The 21,312-nt window shown below is 62.0% G+C and carries 18 protein-coding genes and 1 tRNA gene; 4 read left to right on the top strand and 15 right to left on the bottom strand.

What is annotated here, in order from left to right; genetic code table 11:
- Positions 1 to 30: 30 nt before the first annotated feature.
- From NP945_RS19795 to rsfS, 5 genes are all read right to left on the bottom strand, one after another.
- Complete coding sequence (locus NP945_RS19795) at positions 31 to 1,200, bottom strand: divergent polysaccharide deacetylase family protein (RefSeq protein WP_256747311.1); 1,170 nt, start codon at positions 1,198 to 1,200, stop codon at positions 31 to 33.
- 212 nt (positions 1,201 to 1,412) lie between these two features.
- On the bottom strand, positions 1,413 to 2,744 hold the full coding sequence (locus NP945_RS19790; RefSeq protein ID WP_024502881.1) for a S41 family peptidase: 1,332 nt from the start codon (positions 2,742 to 2,744) through the stop codon (positions 1,413 to 1,415).
- Positions 2,745 to 4,082 (bottom strand): murein hydrolase activator EnvC, encoded by a 1,338-nt coding sequence (locus NP945_RS19785; RefSeq protein WP_256747310.1) that lies wholly within the window; start codon positions 4,080 to 4,082, stop codon positions 2,745 to 2,747. It abuts the gene before it with no gap.
- Positions 4,083 to 4,206: 124 nt separating this feature from the next.
- Positions 4,207 to 4,689 carry a 23S rRNA (pseudouridine(1915)-N(3))-methyltransferase RlmH gene (rlmH, locus tag NP945_RS19780; protein WP_127327587.1) on the bottom strand — a complete coding sequence of 161 codons (483 nt, stop codon included), beginning with the start codon at positions 4,687 to 4,689 and terminating at the stop codon, positions 4,207 to 4,209.
- A gap of 27 nt (positions 4,690 to 4,716) precedes the next feature.
- On the bottom strand, positions 4,717 to 5,094 hold the full coding sequence (rsfS, locus tag NP945_RS19775) for a ribosome silencing factor (protein WP_013529073.1): 378 nt from the start codon (positions 5,092 to 5,094) through the stop codon (positions 4,717 to 4,719).
- Between the two features lie 242 nt (positions 5,095 to 5,336).
- Between rsfS and NP945_RS19770 the strand changes: the two genes are divergently transcribed.
- A complete protein-coding gene (locus NP945_RS19770; protein WP_256747309.1) occupies positions 5,337 to 6,188 on the top strand; it encodes a mechanosensitive ion channel family protein in 852 nt (283 codons plus the stop codon).
- A 9-nt stretch (positions 6,189 to 6,197) separates the two neighbouring features.
- On the opposite strand, the gene NP945_RS19765 is transcribed toward NP945_RS19770, so the two are convergent.
- From NP945_RS19765 to obgE, 5 genes are all read right to left on the bottom strand, one after another.
- Positions 6,198 to 7,481, bottom strand: coding sequence for an MFS transporter (locus tag NP945_RS19765; protein WP_256747308.1), 1,284 nt, complete (start codon positions 7,479 to 7,481; stop codon positions 6,198 to 6,200).
- Positions 7,482 to 7,549: 68 nt separating this feature from the next.
- Positions 7,550 to 8,137, bottom strand: coding sequence for a nicotinate-nucleotide adenylyltransferase (locus NP945_RS19760; protein ID WP_127327663.1), 588 nt, complete (start codon positions 8,135 to 8,137; stop codon positions 7,550 to 7,552).
- Positions 8,138 to 8,209: 72 nt separating this feature from the next.
- Complete coding sequence (locus tag NP945_RS19755; protein ID WP_127396618.1) at positions 8,210 to 9,496, bottom strand: glutamate-5-semialdehyde dehydrogenase; 1,287 nt, start codon at positions 9,494 to 9,496, stop codon at positions 8,210 to 8,212.
- 3 nt (positions 9,497 to 9,499) lie between these two features.
- Positions 9,500 to 10,675 carry a glutamate 5-kinase gene (gene proB / locus NP945_RS19750; protein ID WP_256747307.1) on the bottom strand — a complete coding sequence of 392 codons (1,176 nt, stop codon included), beginning with the start codon at positions 10,673 to 10,675 and terminating at the stop codon, positions 9,500 to 9,502.
- Between the two features lie 4 nt (positions 10,676 to 10,679).
- Complete coding sequence (gene obgE, locus NP945_RS19745; RefSeq protein WP_256747306.1) at positions 10,680 to 11,711, bottom strand: GTPase ObgE; 1,032 nt, start codon at positions 11,709 to 11,711, stop codon at positions 10,680 to 10,682.
- A gap of 134 nt (positions 11,712 to 11,845) precedes the next feature.
- Between obgE and NP945_RS19740 the strand changes: the two genes are divergently transcribed.
- Positions 11,846 to 12,715 carry an endonuclease/exonuclease/phosphatase family protein gene (locus tag NP945_RS19740; protein WP_256747305.1) on the top strand — a complete coding sequence of 290 codons (870 nt, stop codon included), beginning with the start codon at positions 11,846 to 11,848 and terminating at the stop codon, positions 12,713 to 12,715.
- Between the two features lie 178 nt (positions 12,716 to 12,893).
- On the opposite strand, the gene NP945_RS19735 is transcribed toward NP945_RS19740, so the two are convergent.
- From NP945_RS19735 to NP945_RS19725, 3 genes are all read right to left on the bottom strand, one after another.
- Positions 12,894 to 13,481, bottom strand: coding sequence for a GNAT family N-acetyltransferase (locus NP945_RS19735; RefSeq protein WP_256747304.1), 588 nt, complete (start codon positions 13,479 to 13,481; stop codon positions 12,894 to 12,896).
- Positions 13,482 to 13,600: 119 nt separating this feature from the next.
- Positions 13,601 to 13,870 carry a 50S ribosomal protein L27 gene (gene rpmA, locus NP945_RS19730; RefSeq protein WP_013529063.1) on the bottom strand — a complete coding sequence of 90 codons (270 nt, stop codon included), beginning with the start codon at positions 13,868 to 13,870 and terminating at the stop codon, positions 13,601 to 13,603.
- A 97-nt stretch (positions 13,871 to 13,967) separates the two neighbouring features.
- Positions 13,968 to 14,648 (bottom strand): 50S ribosomal protein L21, encoded by a 681-nt coding sequence (locus tag NP945_RS19725; protein WP_256747303.1) that lies wholly within the window; start codon positions 14,646 to 14,648, stop codon positions 13,968 to 13,970.
- A 408-nt stretch (positions 14,649 to 15,056) separates the two neighbouring features.
- Between NP945_RS19725 and NP945_RS19720 the strand changes: the two genes are divergently transcribed.
- A tRNA-Ser gene (locus tag NP945_RS19720) sits at positions 15,057 to 15,146 on the top strand.
- Between the two features lie 114 nt (positions 15,147 to 15,260).
- The gene (locus NP945_RS19715) at positions 15,261 to 16,583 is read left to right on the top strand and encodes an integrase (RefSeq protein WP_256747302.1); all 1,323 of its coding nucleotides are present in this window, start codon (positions 15,261 to 15,263) and stop codon (positions 16,581 to 16,583) included.
- Between the two features lie 1,453 nt (positions 16,584 to 18,036).
- On the opposite strand, the gene NP945_RS19710 is transcribed toward NP945_RS19715, so the two are convergent.
- Positions 18,037 to 19,938 (bottom strand): bifunctional diguanylate cyclase/phosphodiesterase, encoded by a 1,902-nt coding sequence (locus NP945_RS19710; RefSeq protein WP_256747301.1) that lies wholly within the window; start codon positions 19,936 to 19,938, stop codon positions 18,037 to 18,039.
- 175 nt (positions 19,939 to 20,113) lie between these two features.
- Positions 20,114 to 21,292, bottom strand: a complete 1,179-nt coding sequence (gene ubiM / locus NP945_RS19705; protein WP_032899078.1) for a 5-demethoxyubiquinol-8 5-hydroxylase UbiM — start codon at positions 21,290 to 21,292, stop codon at positions 20,114 to 20,116.
- Between the last annotated feature and the right edge of the window lie 20 nt (positions 21,293 to 21,312).

The following is a 21,312-nucleotide window of genomic DNA, read 5'->3' as shown; positions in this document are numbered from 1 at the left end:
CAGTCAGTCTTTCCAGCCGTCTTACGATGGCTAGCCTTTTTGCGGATCTATAGCCACCGCTGAAATCGGCACGATCTCTATGCCGCGCTTCTTGGCCTCGACCACCCAGGACGACACGGTATCGACCGTCAAGTCGAAGGCCGAACCGATGCCGACGGCAGTGCCTTTGGCCCGCGCGGTCGCCTCCAGGCTGTCGAGCTTCTTCAGGATTTCGCCGCGATCCTGCACGGCATCGATCGCCATGTCGCCGGCGACGAAGGGCACGCCGTCCTTCAGCGCCAGGTCCGGCGCCAGGCTGCGAGCCGACGAGCCGTCATCGATATAGGCAAGGCCGCGTTTGCCGAGTTCGGCCATGAACGGCTCCATCGCCGCCGCGTCGGCGGAAAAGCGGGCGCCCATATAGTTCATGACGCCGGTATAGTTGGTCGTCCGCGACAGTGCCCAGTGCAGGCTTTTCAGATTCTCATCCGCGCTCGCCGCCACCGTCAGCGTGTTGCGGCCCGGATTTACCTTCGGATAATCGAACGGTTCGAGCGGCACCTGCATGACGATCTCGTGGCCACTCTGCCTGGCTGCCTGCATCCACCGGCCGATGCTGTTGCCTTGCGGCGCGAAAGCCAGCGTCACCTCCGCCGGCAGCTTGGCGATGGCCGCCTGGGTGCCGGTCTGCGAAACCGAAAGCCCGCCGATGACGATCGCCACCCGTGCGCCGCGCCCGCCCGACCAGGGCCGCGCATAGACGTCGAACGGCCGCCTGCCATCCGTGGCGCGCACCGGCAACGGCCCGGTCTCGCTGGTCTCGATCAGCGCCTTGTCTGGAATATGCGCGATCTTCAGGTTCTGGCCGATAGTCGACGGATCGCGAATGACGATCGCTGCCTTGGGCGGCCCATCGCCCTCCTCCGTCTGCACATGGATGATCTGCGGCCCGCCTGATTTGACCGGCGCCTCCGGCTTCGGGGTCGATGCGGGCGGCGCAGGGGCAGGCTCGGCCGCCGCGGTCACTTTCGGCGTTGAAACGGCAACCTCTTGCGGCTTTCTAAACGGCTTTTCCCTGAGCGCGATCGCGCCGGAGACGCCGGCCACCGCCAGCACGGCCACTGTCGCCATGATCGCACCGCCGCTGAGCTTGCCGGCGGCGCGCGGCGACCGGACTGCCTGTCCGAGCGGGCGTTCGATGTCCTTGCCGATATCAGCCAAGCCTAATCCCCGGGCGCATGGCTCCGAAGACGAAGCCGCTTCGAAAAGACATGCGCGAATTCATCAATCCCGGCGCACCCCGCGCCATGTCTCGGGAGCTTTGCCTCGCCCCCCGAATCAAACTGCCGGAACCTCTCGGTCCCGGCAGCATCGCATTGCTTCCATCTGGCTCAAACAGAAAGATGGGGCGGCGCGTGCGCCACTCCAGATCCTTACTGGTTGAGAACCGCCTTTTGCGGATTGGGCGGGAAGGACGGATCGGTCTTCTGGCCACGCAGCAGCTGCTCGGCATAGATGAGCTGCAGATCGTCTTTCGGATCCGGCGGCACATAGGCCGCCGAGCCCGAACCCGTCGTGCTCTCGTCGGCGCCCTTGATGTGGCCCTTGAGATCGGATTCGCCACGTGTCAGATCCCTGCCCTGCAGTTCCGGCGGCAGTGGCTGTTCGACCTTGATGTCCGGCGTGATGCCCTTGCCCTGGATCGACTTGCCGGACGGCGTGTAATAGAGCGCCGTCGTCAGCCGCAGCGCACCATTCTCGCCGAGCGGAATGATGGTCTGCACCGAACCCTTGCCGAAGGACTGCGTGCCGACCACCGTGACACGGCGCAGGTCCTGCAGCGCGCCGGCGACGATTTCCGACGCACTGGCCGAACCGCCATTGACCAGGACGATCATCGGCTTGCCGTTGATGTCGTCGACCTGCTTGGGCTTGGCGTCGAAGCGGGTGACGTCCTTGGGGTCGCGGCCGCGCGTCGAGACGATCTCGCCGCGGTTGAGGAAGGCATCGGACACGCTCACCGCCTGGTCGAGCAGGCCACCTGGATTGAGGCGGAGATCCAGAACGTAGCCCTTCAGCTTGTCGTCGGGAATCTGCTTCTTGATGGTGTCGATGGCGTTCTCGAGGTCGTCATAGGTCTTTTCGGTGAAGGAGGTGATCTTCATGTAGCCGATGTCGTTCTCGACCCGGAACTTGACCGCCTTGACCTTGATGATGTCGCGCACGACCGTCAGTTCGATCGGCTTGTCGGCGCCCTGGCGCAGGATGGTCAGCTTGATCGGCGTGTTGACCAGGCCGCGCATCTTGTCGACCGCATCGTTGAGGGTCAGGCCGCGAACCTCTTCGCCGTCGATCTTGGCGATGTAGTCGCCGGCCAGCACGCCTGCCTTGGCGGCCGGCGTGTCGTCGATCGGCGTGATCACCTTGACCAGATCGTTCTCCATGGTGACCTCGATGCCGAGGCCGCCGAACTCGCCCTTGGTCTGGACGCGCATATCCTGCGCCTGCTCGGCATTCATGTAGGAGGAGTGCGGGTCAAGCGAGGCCAGCATGCCGTTGATGGCATTCTCGACCAGCGACTTGTCGTCGGGCGGTGTCACATACTGTGCCCGCACCCGCTCGAAGATATCGCCGAAGATCGCCAGTTGCTTGTAGGTCTCCGACCCTGCAGCGTTCGCCGCCGAGCCGGGCGCGCCATAGACCAGGCTCATGGCGGACGCGCCCATCAGCGCACCGGCAAACAGAAGCGACAGTTTCCGCATTATTCACGTCCTTCCAGAAAAACGGTCCGCCCACCATGGGGCCGGATCGACGGGTTTTCCATCCTTGCGGAACTCGACATAGAGTTCCGGCGTGGCATTTCCATTCTTCGAAACCGAGGTGCTCGCCACCCGGGCCTCTCCCATCGCACCGATCGGCTCTCCTGCAAGCACTGATTGACCGGTCGCAACGCTGATTCTGCTCATCCCCGCCAAAACGACATGATAGCCGTCGCCTGCGTTCAGGATCAAGAGTTGACCATAAGAGCGAAACGGCCCCGCATAAAGCACATTTCCATCCGCCGGCGCGGTAACGATGGCTCCCGATTGTGTCGCAACCATGTCGCCAAGCATCACCGCGCCGTTACCGTCATCGGCGCCGAATCGCCGCTTGATACGGCCGGTCACCGGCAGCGCGATCTGTCCCTGAAGGGCCGAAAAGGGCACCGCGGCGGCAAGTTGGTTGCTTTCCGGAACGGGCAGCGACGCCAGTTCCGTCGGCGCCGATGTGTTGTCGCCATCCGGTGTCTTCGGCTCCGCGGCCTTGGCAGCATCGGCAGCCTTGCGGCTCTTGTCGGCCTGCGCTTCGAGCGACGCGATCAACTCCTTCAGGCTGCCGGCCTTGGCCGCCAGCGCTTCGGATCGCTGCTTTTCGGCGGCCATTTGCGTCTGCGTGTCGGCTTCGAGCTTCTGCTTGGCCTCCAGCAGCATGCCGAGCCGCTTCTTTTCCGCCGTCTGGTCGCCGACCGCCGCCGTCAGCCGCGCCCGTTCGGCCTCGATCGACGCCGTGAGCCTGGTCTGTTCCTTGAGATCGGCAAGCAGGCTATCGGTCTGCTGGCGCAGTTCCGGCACCACCGCGCCGAGCAGGATGGCGCTGCGCACCGACGACAGCGCGTCCTCGGGCTTGACCAGGATCGCCGGCGGCGGGTTGAGGCCCATGCGCTGCAACGCGCCCAGCACTTCGGCCAGAACGTCGCGCCGCGCCATCAGCGAGGCGCGGATCTTCTGTTCCTGGCCCTTCAGTCCTTCCAGCCGGGCGCCGATGTCCTCGATGTCCTGGCCGAGCTTCTGCTCGGTCATCGCCGACTGGATCAATGCGGCGGTGATCGAGGCGTGATCCTTCTTGATCGTCGCGATATCGGCGGAGAGTTTGGCCAATCGTTCCGACGACAGCGTGATCTCCTTCGAGACCCGTTCGTATTCGGCCCGGCTCTGATCCGGATCGGGAGCCATGTCGAGCGTGTTTTCCGCCCGCCCCGCATGCAGCGACAGCACAAGCACCGCCACCGCGATGCCGCAGCGCGCGCGCCATGAGCCCGTTCTTGATTTTCTGTCTTCAGACATTGAAGCCCGACTCTATGCGTGGCTTCGTTAACGAACAATCAACCATGTTCGAAACCGCCCACTCGATGCAATCTTGCCTCGGCATTGGGGCGGAAATCCGGGTGTACTGCACCAATTCACCGGTTTACGAGCGATGATAAGGATGTCCCGAAAGGATGGTGGCCGCCCGATAAAGCTGCTCTCCCAGCATCACGCGCACCAGCTGATGCGGCCATGTCAACAATCCGAACGACATCACCAGTTCGGCCTGGTCGCGCAGCGACTGGTCGTGACCGTCGGCGCCGCCGATGGCGATGACCAGTCCCTTGCGGCCACCGTCACGCAACAGGCCGAGGCGCCCGGCGAAATCTTCCGAAGAAAAGCTTTTGCCGCGTTCGTCCAGCAGGATCAAAGCGGTGCCGGGCTGCAACTGCGTCTGCAGTTTCTGGCCTTCCTCACGCCGGCGCTCGTTGGCGGTCTGGCTGCGCCCCTCGGCAATCTCGGCAATGCCGCCAAATTCAAGCCCCACGGCCGGGCCGCTCTTGGCGAAGCGCTCGAAATAGCGGTCGGCAAGCAGCTTTTCGGGGCCGGCTTTCATCCGGCCCACGGCATGAACTGATATCTTCATCCTCGCCTTGTAAGCCGCGCGAACGACTTAGTGGAGCGTTTCTTCCTCGAGGTCCGGCGCCTGCCACATCTTTTCGAGATTGTAGAATTCGCGGACTTCGGGGCGGAAGACATGGACGATGATGTCGCCAGAATCGATCAGGACCCAGTCGGCGCCGGACAGCCCCTCAACGCGCGCGGTGCCGAGACCGGCATCCTTGATCGCTTTGAGAAGATGATCGGCGACAGCCGCGACATGACGGTGCGATCGGCCCGAAGCGACGACCATGTAGTCGCCGAGGCTCGATTTCCCCTGGATGTCGATGGAGACAATGTTTTCGGCCTTGGAGTCTTCCAGACTGGCAAGGACTGTCTTGATGGCGCGGGACACGGCGTCGTCTACGCTGATCCTGGCCGGCGAAGGCATGATATCGGCCTTCTTCCGCAGTGCTGTTCTCAGTGTATTTCCTTTCGCAGCAAGAACAACCAAATCACCCCTTGAAGCAGGTGACACCACTTAGATAGGCAGAGTTCCCTGACAGTTTCAAGACGGGACCCTGCCTCGCACGAACGTATTGTCGCTCTTGTGGTTCCGCTGCACGCCGGAAAAGATCGGAACCCTCACCGCCCGCATGGGTTATCGGCTCACCGACCAACCGGATTCCCCCCATGCCGATCGACCCGCAAAACGCCTTTCTCAGCGTCCAGGCTGGCCTTGCCCAACTGAGCACGCTGATTGTTTCGTACTCCTTCTCGGCCATCGGTGCCGTCATCCTCTTGATTGTCGGCTATATCGTCGCCGGTCTTGCCGAACGTTCGATCTTCGCCGGTCTCGGCCATATCCATGGTTTCGATGCCACGTTGCGGCATTTCTTCTCCAAGATCGTCCGCTACGCCATCCTGATCCTCGTCACCATCATGGTGCTCGGCCAGTTCGGCGTGCAGACGGCCTCGATCATTGCCGCGATCGGTGCCATTGGCCTCGCCATCGGCCTGGCGTTGCAAGGCACGCTGCAGAACATCGCCGCCGGCATCATGCTTCTGGCGCTGCGGCCGTTCCGCATCGGCGAATCCGTCGAGGTCGGTTCGATCGCCGGCACGATCGAGGAAATCGGTCTGTTCGCGACCAAGCTCAGGACCGCCGACGGCGTCTACATCCTGGCGCCCAACTCGACGTTGTGGAACCAGCCGGTGCGCAACTTCTCGCGCAACGGCGTGCGCCGCAGCGATATCACGCTCAGCATCGGCTCCTGGAACGACATCGACAGGGCGCAGAAAACCTTGCTTGCCATTGCCGCGGCCGAGCGGAGGATCAAGCGTGAGCCGGCACCGATCGCTTTCGTCTCGACATTGGGCGACAGCACTGTTTCGATTGCCTTGCGCTATTGGACGTCGGCGTCGGACTTCTTCGCCACCCAGACCGATCTCACCAAGCGCGCCAAACAGGAATTCGATAGCGAAGGCATATCGATCCCGCTGCCGCCGCCGGAAGCGCCCCAACCGCAAGCCCGCCGGCAATAATCGGTTGGCTCAGTGCCGGCCCTCATCGTCCGGTGCGAAGGCAAGTTCGACCGGCAAAGGCGCCTGCGCCGTCATCGGTGCGAAACTGCCGGTTTCACCGACCGGGACCGCACGCGTCGTGAACACGCGCAAAAGCACGAACAGGCAGAAGGCTGCGGCGATGAGAACAGCCACATAGATGAAAGCCTGCGTGCCGAAGACGGCCGACAGCGCCGTCACAATGCCGGGCACGACGAAACCCGACAGCGACCAGGCAAACAGAAGCGAACTGGACAGCGCCACCATGTCGTCCTTGCCGGCGCGGTCGGCGGCATGTGCGCTGGCCAGCGAATAGATCGATTCCGAGGCGCCGTCCCACACGATATAGATCACAACCAACGCGGCCAACGCGCCGCCATCGAACCCGAGCGCAAACAGGCCGGCGACCATGGCGAGCGCGGATGCGGCGATCAGCACATAGCGGCGGTCGGTTCGGTCGGAAATCCAGCCAAGCGGGATCTGCAGGATCAGAGTGCCGAGAGGCATCGCCGAAAGCAGCAGCGCCACATCGGCCTGGCTGTAGCCCTTGGCCGTGGCGTGGATCGGCGCGAAGCCCGCAATCGACATTGACAGGCCGCCGACCGCAAGCATGCCGGCGACGCCGACCGGTGAAACCCGCCAGGCGCGGCGCAGCGCCACCGAGGCCGCCTGCGGTGCCGGCGGCTGGGCAAGTCGGGTCATCCCGACGGGAAGGATCGATAGCGCCGTGAAGGCGATGCCGATCAGCGGCGCATCCGCTGTCCTGATATCCACCAGCGCCAGCGTCGCGTAGCCGACGCCAAGCCCGGCGACATAGGCAACGTAGAAGAAAGCCATGACCCGGCCACGGATGGCGTTGGCAACGGCGTCGTTCAGCCAGCTCTGCGCGACGATGAACAGGCCGCAGATGGCAAAGCCGTAGAGCGCGCGGGCGGCTATCCACAGCAGCGGATGGACCCCGGCGCCGACGGCGGCGTTGGCCAGTGCGATCAGCGCCGACAACACCATGAAGGCACGGGCATGGCCGACCCTTCGCACCAGCGGTCCGGTCAGGATGCAGCCCGCCAGCCCACCGGCCGAAAGTCCGGTGATGATAAGTCCGGCCCAGGTCGGATCGAAACCCTCGGCGCCGAGCCGAACCGGGATATAGGCAAACATCAGCCCGTTGCCGACGGCTATCAGTGCCATCGACACGATGACGCTGGCAATCGCGATCAGCGGTGTGGGCTCAGCGCCCTGCTCGGCTTCGCTACGGGTTTTCCTGGGAATCGACATGCCAGCTCAGGATTGCCCATGAAACGGGCAAAGGGAGCGATAAAAGCGACATGGGCGGGCGGTCGGGCTCACCCCTTCGCCAGCTTGCGGATCGCGCTCGATGACAGCGACGAGCGCGGGCCGTGGATGAAAGTCCAGGCCGGTGCCTTCATGCGGGCAAGCCGCGGCGCATCGCCCTCGTCGATGCGGGCATAGTCGAAGGTCTTGGCGACGACGGAGGACAGGAACGACAGCGTCGCGCCCGGACGGTCGATGACGGCGATCGGGAAGGTCATGACGATCTCGCGCCAGCGCTGCCAGCGGTGGAAATCGCGCAAACTATCCGCCCCCATGATCCAGACGTAGTCGACCCCGGGATTGCGCGCCTTGACCAGCGCCAGCGTGTCGGCGGTGTAGCGGACGTGATGGGCGGCTTCGAACGCGGTGACCTTGATCTTCGGGTTCTTGGCGATCTGCTCCGACAGCTGCAGCCGTTCGCCGAGCGGCGCCAATTCCCTGGTGTTCTTCAGCGGATTGCCCGGCGTGACCATCCACCACAATTGGTCGAGCGCCAGGCGTCTGAGCGCGATCTCGGCGACCAGCGCATGGCCGGCATGCGGCGGATTGAACGAGCCGCCGAACAGGCCGACGGCGAGGCCTTTCTCGGCATGCGGCATCTTCAGGTAACGGGAGGGTACCGCCGGTTCGGAAGATGCCAGCATTGCCTCAGGCTCTGACAACGAAAAGATTCAAGGCCTCACCTGTCCCGACCCGCGCACGCGGTATTTGAATGAGGTCAGTTGCTCGACGCCGACCGGTCCGCGCGCATGCATCTTGCCGGTGGCTATGCCGATCTCGGCGCCCATGCCGAACTCACCGCCATCGGCGAACTGCGTCGATGCGTTGTGCAGCAGGATCGCCGAATCGATCTCGTTGAAGAATCTTTCGACGGCTTGCGCGTCCTCGGCGACGATCGCCTCGGTGTGATGCGAGGAAAACGTCTCGATATGCTCGATGGCACCGGCAACGCCGTCGACCAGCTTCACCGCGATGATGGCGTCGAGATATTCGGTCACCCAGTCGGCATCGATCGCCGGCTTGGCATCGAAAAACACTTTCAGCACGTCGGCATCGGCATGGATTTCGCAACCCGCCGCGCGCAGTGCGTCGAGGATCGGCACCAGATGGGTGGAGGCGACCGCCTGGTCGACCAGCAGCGTCTCGGCGGCACCGCAGACGCCGGTGCGCCGCATCTTGGCGTTGACGGCTATCCGCACCGCCATGTCGAGATCGGCCGAGCGGTCGATGTAGAGATGGCAGATGCCTTCGAGATGCGCGAAAACCGGCACCCGTGCCTCAGCCTGCACGCGCCCGACGAGGCTTTTGCCGCCGCGCGGGATGATGACATCCAGCGTGCCGCCGAGGCCCTTCAGCATCTCGCCAACGGCGGCGCGATCGGTGGTCGGCACCAGCTGGATGGCGTCTTCCGGCAGGCCGGCTTCCTTCAGCCCTTCGACCAGGCAGGCATGGATGGCGGCTGATGAATTGAGCGAATCCGAGCCGCCACGCAGGATCACCGGATTGCCGGCCTTGAGGCACAGCGCACCGGCATCGGCGGTGACGTTCGGGCGGCTCTCATAGATGACGCCGACGACGCCGAGCGGCGTGCGCACACGCTCGATATGCAGGTCGTTCGGCCTGTCCCATTGCGCCATCACATCGCCGACCGGATCGCGCAGCGCGGCGATTTCCCTGATGCCGTCGGCCATGGCGCGAATGCGCGCCGGATCGAGCTTCAGCCGATCCATGAAGGAGGCGGAAAGCCCGGATTCCTGGCCGTTCGAGACATCGATGGCGTTGGCGTCGAGAATGTCCTGCTCACGAGCGACGATCGCCTCTGCCATGGCGAGGAGTGCGGCGTTCTTGGCGGCGGTCGTGGCAATGGCCAGCGGTCGGGCGGCAGCGCGGGCACGACGGCCGATATCGGCCATCGTTGCTACGGTGTCATCCCCGGATTTTTCATGCAGTTTCAGCATGGCTCATCCTCCGCTGGTTACCTGGTCACTGGCCAGTACTTGGTCGCCGGCCCGTACTTGGTCACCCGAATGGCTCACCACAAGGTCGTCGCGGTGGATCATCGCCGAACGCGCCTCGTAGCCGAGCACGGTTTCGATCTCGGTCGTCTTCAGGCCCGCGATCCTGACGGCATCGGCTGCATCGTAGGCAACCAGCCCGCGCGCGATCTCGCGGCCCTCGGGCGACAGGATCGCCACCGTGTCGCCGCGCGAGAAATTGCCGCTGACCAGCTTGACGCCGGCCGGCAGCAACGACTTGCCCGACAGCAGCGCACCGATGGCGCCGGCATCGACCGTAAGCCGGCCGGCCGGTTCGAGCTGACCGGCGATCCAGGTCTTGTAGCCCTTGACCGGGTTGCTGCTCGGCCGAAAGAAAGTAGCGCGCTCGCCGCGTTCGATCGCCATCAGCGGCGACAACCGCGTGCCCGACGTGATGATCATCGCGGTGCCGGCGGCGGTGGCGATCTTGCCGGCATCGAGCTTCGTGCGCATGCCGCCGCGCGACAGCTCGGAAGCGGCCGCACCCGCCATCGCCTCGATATCGGGCGTGATGCGGTCGACCACCGGAATGAATTTGGCCTGAGGGTCACGCGCCGGCGGCGCCGTATAGAGGCCATCGATGTCGGAGAGCAGCACCAAAAGATCAGCACCCATCATGGTGGCGACACGGGCCGCCAGCCGGTCATTGTCGCCATAGCGGATTTCGGAAGTCGCCACCGTGTCGTTCTCGTTGATGACCGGCACCGCCTTCATCTTGAGCAGCGTCGAGATCGTTGCCCGTGCGTTGAGATAGCGGCGGCGCTCCTCGGTGTCGCCGAGCGTCAGCAGGATCTGGCCCGATTTCAAGCTGCCCTTGCCGAGCGCATCCGACCACGCGCCGGCCAGCGCGATCTGCCCGACGGCTGCCGCGGCTTGGCTCTCTTCGAGCTTCAAGGCGCGCTTGCCGAGGTCAAGGATCGTGCGGCCAAGCGCGATGGCGCCGGACGAGACGACGAGGATTTCAGCGCCGCCCTGGGCCAGCACGGCAATGTCGTCGGCGAGCGAAGCCAGCCAGTCACGCTTCAGGCCCGTCGTGCGGTCGACGAGCAGCGCCGAGCCGATCTTGACGGTGATGCGCCGATATTTTCCCAGCGACTGCATCGTCCTACTTTTCCCAGCGCGTCTCGACTGGCGCAGCGATCTGCGCACGCGCCTCGGCCACCACCGACATCAACGCCCGCAGCACCGCCTCGACGCCTTCGCCGGTGACGGCCGACAACAGCATCGGCGCGCGGCCGGCGGCACGCTTCAGCGAGGCGGCTTTCTTCTTGCGCGCATCGGCGTCGAGCGTGTCGACCTGGGACAGTGCCACGATCTCGACCTTGTCGGTCAGGCCGTTGCCATAGGCCTCGAGCTCCGCGCGCACGGTCTTGTAGGCTTTGCCCGGATTTTCCTCCTGCGCCGAAACCAGATGCAACAGCACACGCGTGCGCTCGACATGGCCAAGGAAGCGGTCCCCGATGCCGACACCCTCGTGCGCGCCTTCGATGAGGCCCGGAATATCGGCGATGACGAATTCGCGCGCGTCGATGCGGGCAACGCCGAGGCCGGGATGCAGCGTCGTAAACGGATAGTCGGCGATCTTCGGCTTGGCCGCGGTGACGGCGGCCAGGAATGTCGACTTGCCGGCATTCGGCAGCCCGACCAGCCCGGCATCGGCGATCAGCTTCAGCCGCAGCCAGATGTTGAGCTCCTGCCCCGGCAGGCCGGGGTTGGCGCGGCGCGGCGCCTGGTTGGTCGAGGTCTTGAAATGCTGGTTGCCGAAGCCGCCATTGCCGCCCTTGGCGAGCAGAAAGCGCTGGCCGACCACGGTCAGGTCGCAGATCAGCGTCTCGTTGTCTTCTTCGAACACCTGCGTTCCCGCCGGCACCTTCAGCGTGACATCGGCGCCCTTGGCGCCGGTCATGTTGCGGCCCATGCCGTGGACGCCGGTCTTGGCCTTGAAATGCTGCTGGTAGCGGTAGTCTATCAGCGTGTTCAGCCCGTCGACCGCCTCCAGCCAGACATCGCCGCCACGGCCGCCATCACCGCCATCCGGCCCGCCGAACTCGATGAACTTTTCGCGCCGGAACGACACGGAACCGGCGCCACCGTCACCGGAGCGGATGTAGACCTTGGCTTGATCGAGAAATTTCATGGGATTGTACAGTTTCTACTAGTGGCCTTGCGGCATTGCTCTAAACCTTGGCCCTTGCTCTAAACCAAGGCGCGGCGAAGGGCGAGGCCGTTTTGTGACAATGGCCGCGCGGGATCGGCCGGAGAGATGCCGGAATGAAGCTTGTAACCTACAACATCCAGTACGGCATCGGCCTCGACGGGCAATACGATGTCGGGCGCATCGCCGATGCCGTGCGCAGCGCCGACGTGATCGCTTTGCAGGAGGTGACCCGCAACAATCCCCGGAATGGCGGCCGCGACATGGTCGCCGAGATCGGCGAGGCGCTGCCCGACTATTTCGCTGTCTATGGCAGCAATTTCGAGGCCAATATCGGTTCGCACATCGACAACGGCCGTGCCGTCACGAAAACCTTCCAGCTCGGCAACATGGTGCTGTCTAAGACCCCCATTCATCTGTCGCGCAACCTGCTTTTGCCGCGCAGCCGCAGCTTCGAGATGATGAACTTCCAGCGTGGCGCGCTGGAAGCGCTGATCGAGACGCCGCTTGGTTTCATCCGCTTCTATTCCATCCATCTCGATCACCGCAGCCCCGTCGAACGCGCCAGCCAGATCCAGTTCCTGCGCCAACGCATGCTGAACTACGCGCTCGAAGGCGGCGCGCTGTCCGGCGTCGCCGAGATCGGCCTGCCGGAATTGCCGCATCCCGAAGCCTTTGTCGGCATGGGTGATTTCAACATGTTGGCCGGCTCACCCGAATATATCGAACTCGCCGGCCGGCCGGATCATGAATTCGGCATGCCGCTGACCGCCGACTTCGCCGTTGATGCCGCCTTGCGCCTGAACGCCACCGGCGACGATCTCATCAGCTGGGTCGATCCCAAGCAACCCACCGATCCTAGCCGCCACAAGCGCATCGACTACATCTTCACCAGCGCGTCGCTCGCCAAATCCCTGCAGCGCCTGTGGGTCGACCGAAAGGCCGTCGGCTCGGACCACCTGCCGGTCTGGGTCGAACTGGGCTGATCCAGGTTTGCCTCCCATTGGTTTCGCGCCGTACCCGATGTGTGTCGAGATTCAGGTCAGGCCGAGCCGAGAATAGTGGCTTCCGAGAACCGGAGCGGAGCGTACTTTTCGTACGCGAGCACCGGAAGCGCAGGAAACCGCCATTCGCAGGCCGGCCTCACCTGAATATCGGCACACATCAAAAGTGGACCCAGTTCCGCAAGCTGGTCCAGGTCTTGCGATCGAGCCGGTAGCGCTCGACGGGAACCTGGCCGGCGACAATCGAATTCAGCATGCCCTGGCCGGCATACTGGAACCCGCATTTGTGGATGACGCGGCGCGAGGCCGGATTGATGACCCGCGTCGAGGCATGCAGCACCTGGATCGACGTCCTCTGGAAGGCGAGATCGACCAGCGCATGTGCCGCCTCGGTCGCATAGCCCTTCTTCCAGTACGGCTCGCCGATCCAGTAACCGAGCTCCAGCCCGCGATCGGTGGTGTTGAGACCGGCGCAGCCGACGAACGTATCGGTGCCCGCCAGCGTCAGGGCATAGGCGATGCCGGCCCGGCGCGACTTGGCCATGGCGAGGAAGGCGCGCGCCTCGGCCTCGCCATAGGGGTGCGGCATGCGGGCCAGCATTTCGGCGACATGGCGGTTGTCGGCAAGCTCGACCAGTTGCGCGACATCGCCCTCGTGTGGCGCCCGCATCACCAGCCGCTCGGTGACCAGCACCGGACAATCTATCGCGTAACTTTCGTCTTCTGAGTCTTCCGCTTCGGCAACCATTTGAAAGTCCTCCAGGCACAAGAAAAAGGGGAGATGGAAACCCATCTCCCCTGATCCTTTTCCTGGCTTTGCCAGACACCGGTCCCGAGATGGGCGCCGGTGTTCTAGTGCGGAACCGGCTACTCCGCGGCTTTGGCAATCGGGTTGACCGATACGTAGGTTCGGCCGTTGGCTTTTTTGTTGAACGTCACGGCGCCGGTCTCGAGCGCAAAAAGCGTATGGTCCGTGCCCATGCCGACATTGACGCCGGGATGCCACGTGGTGCCGCGTTGACGAATGATGATGTTGCCCGGGATGACGGCTTCGCCGCCGAACTTCTTCACGCCCAGACGCTTGGAATGCGAGTCGCGACCGTTGCGCGACGAGCCGCCAGCTTTCTTGTGTGCCATCTAACTAACTCCGTTGCGCCGCAAGGCGCCTAAAAGGCCTTATGAACGCGTTCGCGTTCCGTTTCAAGTCCGATCCGGCGACCAGGTCGCCAGAAAATTACTTCGCAGCCAATTCCTTGGCCTGCTCGCGCCAGTCCTTGATCTGGTCGGCGCTGAAGGACATGTGCTCGTCGATCTTGGCGACATCCTTGTCGGTCAGCTTGGCGAGCTGCGCGAAGGTGATGATGCCCTGCTCGTTGAGATCCTTGGCTGCGACCGGGCCGATGCCCTTGATCACGGTCAGATCGTCCGGCTCACCCTTCGGCGCCTTGAACAGCGGCGCTGCCGCGGTCTCGGCTGCCTTTGTCTCGGCTGCCTTGGCCTTGGGCTCCTTCTTCGGCGCAGCTTCCGCCTGCACCTCGGTGGCGGCCTCGGCCTTCACCTTCTTCGGCGCCTTGACCGATGCCGTCTTCGTCGGCTTGGCGCCACCCAGCAGGATCTCGGAGATCCGCACGGTGGTCAAAAGCTGGCGATGGCCGATCTTGCGGCGCGAATTCTGCCGGCGGCGCTTCTTGAAGGCGATGACGGTGCGGTTCTTGCCCTGTTCGACGACTTCGGCGGTGACCACCGCGCCGTCGACGAACGGCGCGCCGAACGTGACATTCTCGCCCTCGCCATGTGCGAGGACGTGGCCGATCTCGACCATATCGCCGACATTGGCTTCGAGTTTTTCGATCTTCAGGAGATCGTTGGCGGCAACGCGATACTGCTTGCCACCCGTTTTAATGACTGCGAACATTTTTTGCCTTTCGCTGTTCGGTCGGCCTTGATGAACCGCCTGAGGCAGTTCAGCCGTCTTTTTGTCAGTCTGCGGGTTCAAAAAACAAGCGGCGCGGAAGAACCCTCCACGCCGATTGCGCGCTGTCCCTAACCGAAGGTTGGGGGCGAGTCAAGGCAAACCAGCCGCGCCGTTTCGAGACCGTCATTGGCGGGCACGGACCGGCTGTGCCGACATGCCCACGGCGTTGCCCCCGCCTGGGCTGAGGATGGGTGACTGGTCGGCAATCTGCCTCGGGCCTCGCTGTACCCACCAGCCCGTGAATCCGCCGCTTGCCAAGCAAGCCAAATAACTGACGGATTGGCCTTGTAACCTGCCCGTTCAGCCGTTATCTAGTGCGCCGCGCCGGCAACGGCCGACCATGACCGCGGAGAGGTGGCAGAGTGGTCGAATGCACCGCACTCGAAATGCGGCATGGGTGCAAGCCCATCGGGGGTTCGAATCCCTCCCTCTCCGCCATATAGCTTCCATAAAAATCCTTTCCTTTCAAAAGCTTCCTTGTTGCGCTTGACCAGCACGAAGCGAAACATATCTTAGACTGTGTAACAAACTGTGTAACATTAGAGAAAGATAATGCGACGTTCCGCAGCGCCAAAGCCGCATAAACGTGAAGGCATCTGGTATCTCGTCCGCAGGGTGCCGAAGGAATTCGCGGCGTTTGATCGCCGCTGCCTAGTACGCATTTCCACGGGCGTCGCCGTGGCTGACGATCCCCGCGGTGTACGGGCGCGAGATGCAGTGCAAAGCCTCGGCGCGGGGCTGGAGGCGTATTGGCGTAGACTGCGGGAAGGCCAATCCGCCGAGGCGGGGCTGCGTTTCGAAGCCGCGAGGAAGCGCGCGCGGTCATTTGGATTGGCCTATCGCACTAACGAGGAACTAGCAGCGGGGCCGCTCGACGAACTCATGGCCCGTATCAAGCTGCTCCTCGACAAAAAATCGATCGAGGACGCGCAGGACGTCTCGGCCGTCATGGGTGGGGAGAAGCGGCCAGCGGTCCGCCTGAGCGGTCTTATCAAGGAATTCGAGACGATCGAGCAACAGAACTTGCTGACCATGTCGCCCAACCAAATCAAGAAATGGCGTAACCCCAAAAAGCGCGCAGTTGCCAATCTGGTTGGAGTCATTGGCGACAAGGAGATCGCAAGCCTCACTCGGGACGACGCAATCGCGTTCCGCGAGTGGTGGCAAAAGCGGATCGTTGAGGATGGACTTGATATCGGTACGGCCAACAAGGACATCGGCCATGTTTCGAAAATGCTGCGCGTCGTCGATCTGACTCACCAGCTCAAGCTGGAGCCGGTTTTTCGAAACCTGCGTCTTTCCGGCGCCGTCCCCGGGCAACGCGCTGCGTTCACAGCGGAGTTCATTCAGGAGAAGATACTCGCTGAAGGCGCGCTCGACGGACTCAATGACGAAGCCCGCCATCTAATCTATGTGATTGCCGATACCGGACTCAGGCTTTCTGAAGCGGCAAACCTCACCACCGAAACAATCCACCTCGATCGAGAAATCCCGCATGTGCGGGTGCGCCCCAATGGCCGTCGCTTGAAGACCGGTCATTCAGCCCGTGACATTCCCTTGGTTGGCGGCGCACTTGCAGCCATCAAGCTCCATCCGGACGGCTTTCCTCGTTATCGCGACAAGGCCGCGTCACTTTCAGCGCTCGTCAACAAGGTGCTCGCCAGCAAGGAACTTCTGCCGACTTCCGAGCATAGTCTTTATAGCCTGCGACACACTTTCGAGGACCGGCTGACGGCAGTTGAGGCGCCGGAGAAGGTAACTGCTTCTCTGATGGGCCACAAATGGATCCGGCCCAAATACGGCGCGGGACCTTCGTTAGCGCAAAAGCGCGAGTGGCTCCAAAAAATCGCTTTTACCCCGCCCGGGCGAATGTGATTGCGGCGCCATCCAGGCCTTGAGAACCAACCTCACGGCTCCAGCTGTCCGAGCCATTTAGGTTGAGCGTGGCCAGCACGCGCTGCGCTCGCTCGCGATTTCCGAGCTTCCGCCGCATTTGTTCGACCTCGTATTCCAGCCTTTCGAAGGTCGGTATATAGGCATCTCCATGCCGGATGACCAAGTAGGCGGCAACAGCTAGACACCATTCTAGCTCCGTGGCCGATGGATCGGAAAAAGGGGCGACGCCATACCAAGACGAGCAACGCCTCTCGAGGGCTTCCGAACTAGGCAAACGGCCAGCATGTGGCATGGGAAAGAAACCTATGCCTGATCGACGAACCTAAAGTGCTCACGAAGCTTGACCGGTACGCGGGCCATCGGAGGGTTCTGCCTAAAACCGCCAAAACTTTTGAAACACCCATTCATCCGGCTCGAATTCAAAGGGATCGGCGATTTTTGGGTTATGGCTTGCAAGCATAGTTCAGCCCAGACAAGAACGCCTGATATCTTGTCGTGCACTGTCACCCTGCCAAATATGGTGCCGGCGACAACGGCAGTTTGGCGAGCAGAAGAATTCCCGAGACTGAGACGTTCTACGGCTTGGCCCATGTTCGCGCTCCTCCTCGATTGGAGACAGGATGGGCCATATGGAAGCGAATAAAAGGAGGTTGGTGACGAGTCTCGGTAGTGGAGTAGAAACGGGTGGAAAAGCTTGCGCTATTCGCCATCGGCGCCGCTAAGCGCATTTGAGAGAAGGGGCAGCTATCGCCAAGAGATGACGTCCGATCGCAAGCCGGCTAGAAATGCGACAGTGACGCGCCTTTTTTGGCACGACCTTAGCACCCGATCGGGCCTCAGCTGGTCGTCGTTGCGCAGCCGATCGGGTGCGATTTTTATAAAGCTCTCTTGGCTTTAGCTTTGAGAGCCCGTCATCGAGACAAATGCAAGGGAACGGTCCGCCCCCTGGGGACATTCGACATGCCGTGGCAGCTTCCTATGGTGAGCCAGCGCATTCCGATACACGTTTTCCGCGCTCTACCGTTGCTCCAGCACCTGTGCTGAGGCTGAGCGCTTGATCAGGACCCGACCGCTGCTGTTGCGGGATGGTGACTGGGTTGAGGTCGCGAAGACCTTGACCGCGGGTACGTTGTTCATCCCGATGAGCGCTGAGCCGAGAAGCAGCCAAGAACGCTTCCCGTAATCGAATCCTACGGGAACCGCGAAACCAGCGTCCAAAGGACGCAATTCTCCGACGTCGTTCACTCAAGCTCATCTCGCAACTTGAACGCTTGTATGAAGCCGCTGCATGTGCGCCGGTGGACCGGATTGCTGCTATCCAAACCACGTGCTCAGTTTCGCCCCCGTAATAACTCTACCGTCCGAAACGGCTTTCGCGCGTCAGGTCCACCCCACATGAAAGTTCCGCGAGCAGCACGGACGGAGAGGCTGGTCACAACTCCTTCGCGTGCTCTTTTACTACCGAATCAAGTGCCAAATGGAGAGGCACTGCCTTAGAGAACAGGAAGCCCTGGGCGGTTCTGCAGCCAAGCTTGTACAGAGTTTGCCGATCTGCCTCTGTTTCAACGCCCTCGGCCATGACCTCGATCCCGAGCGTCCTACCAAGATCAATCACCGCTTTGACAAGCAGCCGATTCTCCCGGGACTTGGCTAAGCCGCGAACGAAGCCCTGATCTATTTTCACCTTCCTGATCCGACTGTCCTTGAGCGATGTCAGCGTCGAAAAACCGGTGCCGAAGTCATCGAGCGCGATAGAAATGCCAGCATGTGAAAGCCGGGCGAGCTTTTCATCCACTCTGTCCGGATCCACTGGGGCTTCTTCGGTAATCTCGATGTCGAACATCGTTGCAGGGAGGTCTTTTGCCGCCAGACCATTAAGAATCATCTCGTCAATATCGCCAGCTTCCAACTCGCACGGTGAAACATTCATCGCCACACGAACATCACGACGGTCAGCTTTGACCAAGCCCTCGATAAGAGCGCAACAGTCGGCGAATACCGTTTGAGTTAGCAGCTGAAGCATTCCAGTTTCGCGTGCCGCTGTCATGATCTCGGGCGGAGAAATGGGACCGTGAAGCGGGTGAGACCATCTTAGCAAGGCTTCAAAACTGACGACGGCTTCAGTTTCGAGTCTTACGATTGGCTGAAACCAAGCGACCAAGCTTCTCATCGTTATCGCCGAATGAAGATCGCGTTCGATTGACTGGCGGCGTTGCAACTCCCGGGCTAGCTCGGCATCGAACAGACAAAATTCATTCCTGCCGCGGCGCTTAGCTGTGTAAAGGGCGATGTCGGCCCGCAACAACATTTCCGTTAGTCCGGGGTTTTCAGCCAAGTAGATTCCTATAGACGCTCCAATGCGGACTGATGCGATCCCAGGATAGGGGCGAGCAAGCTTGGCTATGAGATTGGACGCGAGATTGGTGGGAGAAGGAGAATTCTTTCGCGAAGAAAAAACCAGCACGAATTCATCCCCACCGATGCGGGCGAGCGTTGAGCCCTCCGGTGCTTCTTCCTCTATTCGGCGGGCGATCCTGGCAAGCAGCTCGTCACCCGTTCTGTGACCGTAGGTATCGTTGACAGATTTGAACCCGTCCAGATCAATCAGCATGGCCACAAAGGGTCCATCGGTGTTCTCAAACTGATCGATTGCATGTTCGAGGCCCCGCCTGTTGAGGAGCGCGGTAAGATGGTCCTCCCTGGAATTGCGCTCCATTTCCGCGGCAAGCCGCTCGGCTTGATGTCTCAGGCGGCTCGCGTCACGGAAGCGCGCTTGTCCAACGAACGAGGATCGAACCAGGCCGCCCTCGAAAAGCAGGACGGCAAAAGCCAGAATGTAGTTTTCCGGGGCTCCCTTCGTCAGCAAACATGCGGCGGCAATGAGGAGTGGCGGTGTGATGAAGCATATCGCTGCCGCAGCATATGAGCTGCCGTACGTGACCGCGCCAGCTGAAATGCCCGCCAGAATTATTAGATGCAGCGATGCTTGAGACGTCGTGTATCCAGCCGTTAGGACGGCAAGGAATGACCAGGTGAATCCCGCCAGAAGAGCAAGCCTGCCAAACCAGCGAAGCCGCAGCCAAACCCGTGTCAGATCATCCTGGACTCCGGGTTCCTTCAGCTGATGACGGGCGAGTGCAAGGCGGGCGGCATTTATCGCATTAACGACCGAAAACCAGGCCGCGCCAGCAAGACCGTTCCCGGAAAGGGCCTGCACGGTCAAAATCAGCCCGGACAGCACAATGCTTATCGGCATTGAGACGAAAAGGCCTGCCCTCAGATCAGCGAGCTGGTCCTGAAGGATTCTCGCCTCCAGCGGATCTTCTTTTTCCAAGGCTGGACGGGTCAGCTTGCTTACTCCTGCTTGTCCGCAGCCTATGCAGCCCCCCTGAAGGACGGGTTAATTCTTCAATCGGAGATCAGCGTCGGGGAGCAGGATTACTCCGGCGCATCATGCACTCTCTCATCGCTCGCCCAGCACGCGCAAAAATGCGACTGCTGGTGCAGTATCACCGCTGGAGCTCCGCCGAAATCCCATGCCGGACAAGGGGAACATGTTGGGCAAAGCGAAGCCCCAGATGCCTTGCAAGCCGTGCCGCCAGGTGGTCTCTGGAGTAGAGTCCAACCAATATGTTCGTTGCATGGTAGAGCGGCGCCGCCGACAGGCGCAGCCGCCTTTCGTATATATGCAGCATGTCGGGGTCGCCAACATTGCGGCCGTCGCGGCACGCAGTCATGATTCCACGGGCGAGTTGCTTCTGGCTGCTGAGACCGATGTTGAATCCGTGAGCGGTCACCGGGTGCATGCCGATGGCAGCGTCGCCGATGAGTGCGGCGCTCGGCGCCCGGAATTTGTGCGCCCAGGTCGTGACCAGCGGATAGGTGTGGCGCTTGCTTGCCAAGGTCATTTTTCCAAGGCGCCCTCGACACCGTTTCGTCAACTCCGACAGGAACAAATCATCATCGAAGGCAAGCAGTCTATAGGCCTCGTTTGAGCGCAATGTGAGCAGCAGCGACGACATGCCCTCCGCGAGGGGCAATATCGCTATCGTCTGATGGTGATCGAACCATTCGATGGCGATCTGGTGGTGGGCGCGCTCGTGCCTCACTCGGCAAATCAGCATCGAGTGGCCAAGCCGGTTGATATCGGCGCCGATGCCTAGCAGATCACGCGTGGCGGACAAACGCGAATCCGCGGCAACAACCAGCCGAGCAGTTAAACGCGCGCCATTAGAGAGCGTTACGACTGCTCCTTCTTGGCTGTTTGTTGCATCGACGACCGAGTGGCCGCACAACAGCCGGGCGCGATCCTGCAAGCGGACGATTTTGAACAGCGCCTCGCGGATCCGGCAATTTGGAACCAAAACCCCCAGCGGTTCTCCAGAGTTGCTGGGAGGATCGAAACGAAGAGCGAATGCGCTCGAGCCGTTGAGCACGCGCGCGCCTTGAAGTGCTGATTTGTCCGAAGCCGGGATGACATCCCAGGCGCCGAGCTCGCGAAGGGTTCTGATCGAAGCGTTGGTCAGCGCGATTTCGCGACCATCGAAAGCCGGATTCGCCAGACTATCGAATGTGTTCTGTTCAACAACTGCCACCTTGAGTTCGCTTTGGGCAAGCGACGCAGCGAACGAAAGGCCGACCGGGCCGGCTCCAACGACAACGATGTCAAAATTATCGTCAGAGCCCATCAGCGTGCCGCCATCCGGTC

Origin of the sequence: Mesorhizobium sp. LMG17149, assembly GCF_024518695.1 — a bacterium.
GTDB lineage: Bacteria > Pseudomonadota > Alphaproteobacteria > Rhizobiales > Rhizobiaceae > Mesorhizobium.
The sequence above is the reverse complement of the archived record's forward strand: the minus strand, read 5'-3'. Positions and strand labels throughout refer to the sequence as shown.